1 protein-coding gene and 1 pseudogene are annotated in these 1,743 nt (G+C 43.9%); both read right to left on the bottom strand.

Features of this window, described 5'->3' with window-relative positions:
• The coding region (locus Q0212_RS09055; protein ID WP_297924692.1) for a portal protein at positions 1 to 1,366 on the bottom strand (1,366 nt) is incomplete at its 3' end.
• 27 nt (positions 1,367 to 1,393) lie between these two features.
• Positions 1,394 to 1,743, bottom strand: a pseudogene (locus Q0212_RS09050) (hypothetical protein); the annotation flags it as partial.

The raw sequence follows: 1,743 nt of genomic DNA, 5'->3' as shown, positions 1-1,743 counted from the left end.
TAACAACACGCGCCGCGTCATAGATTTTAGGTATCAAGTCGATAATGATACGGCCCGTCCATTTGATAGCTCGTGCAATGTTATCAATATATGCAAAGTTAGCGGTATCACCTTTACGCTGTTGCGCTAGGATAGCACGACCTGATTTTTCGTTGTCTTGTTCACCCAATGACGCGCTAAATATGCCTGTTGTGCTTTTCATTTCGTCAACGCACATCAACGCCGCTTCATTTGCGCCTTTGTCGATAATGCCTGCGTTAATACGGCTAGGCGTTGGCGAATTAGTATCATTAACAATCAAGTATGGAGCGTTAGACGTTAGACTGTCTTGCCAGTGCTGCTCAAAACCTTCAATCTGTTTAGCAGTCACTAACACGGGTGCTTTCGGGGCTAATGCCTTTTGCTCAGTGTCAATCGTGCGCCAATAGTTATACATACGCTGTGGGTCTTTTGCAAAGCGTACTAAGCCGCGTAAGGTGCGCTTGCCATCGACCAAGTCTTCTTTGCCATTAACGCCCACAATCGGCAAATACTTGCCAGCCCAATCTGATTCTTCTAAAACACCAGCACCGCTAATCATACACATTTTGATTTTAGTGATGGTTGTTTCACGCTGATTCACTACGTTAAAACCAAACAAAGGCTTCTCTAGCGTAACCTGTGTATTGCCTTCCTCGTCTTGCACCGCGTACAGTGTTGCCTTTTCGTCAACTTTGTACCAATGTTCAGCGACAATAACTTGGTCTTTATCAACAGTCCAATCGCTTGTAAAGTCGTCAAAATTGTAATCGGCTTCCTCTTTTTTTGGCCAACGCTGCTTATATTCATCTTTAGTGATTTTTACACGAATAGTCACATGACGCGCATCGCTATAATCAGGTAATTGACTGTTTTTATCAAAGTAAACAGATAAAGGGTCAGTAATACGCTCGATGCAAATAATCTGATTAAAACTATCCTCACTTTCGTACTCAGTCTTAACACGCCATGCACCAAAACCAAAACAGGCGGTATGCTCTACGGCAGTATCATAAGCAAAATCAGCGTTTGACTCGTTTTGAATTGAGCGTATCAGGCCGTCATAGATTGCAGCAATATCTTCGTCACCATCTTCGCCTGCATGGACTTTAATGCTCGGCTTATTTTGACGTGCATCACCCACAATCTGGTCAATAAACGCTGGTAAACGGTTAATCGTTTGGATAGGCCGCCCCGACATTTCGCGCCCTTTGCGGATTAAATCAGGCCATTGGTCGCCTGCAGCAAAACGTTGGTCATCGCGCATCAACTCACGTTCATCGTGTTTAGCGTCAATATCGGCTTTGATGTTGTCGCAATACTGTTTATATAAATCTTGGTCTTTCATGTTGTCGTCTCGACAATAAAGTAATTATTAACCCATCCAGCCATGTTGAACGTAAGCCTTTTTAATCGGCTTATGTTTTACTGATTCTTTGAACGCAACAGCCATATATCGGAACGCATCGCAGCCATGACTTGACCAATCGTGAGCTGGTATGTTGCGCCTGTTGCCGTTCTTGTCGGCTTCATAATGATAATACTCTAAGGCTTTTATGCCCTCTTTGCACTTATTTTCGTCTATCCACACATTGGGCATAGCCATTCTTACCGCGTTAATGCCGTTATCAATGCCAATTTGCGGCACTATCTCAACCTTTAAGCCAAAACCCTCGACAATCTCTTGAATGGTTTTGCCTGTAGCTAGGTTCGCATGACGGCCGT

The organism is uncultured Agitococcus sp., assembly GCF_937920075.1.
Taxonomy (GTDB): Bacteria; Pseudomonadota; Gammaproteobacteria; order Pseudomonadales; family Moraxellaceae; genus Agitococcus.
Note: the sequence above shows the minus strand (reverse complement) of the source record. Positions and strands in the feature narration are given on the sequence as shown.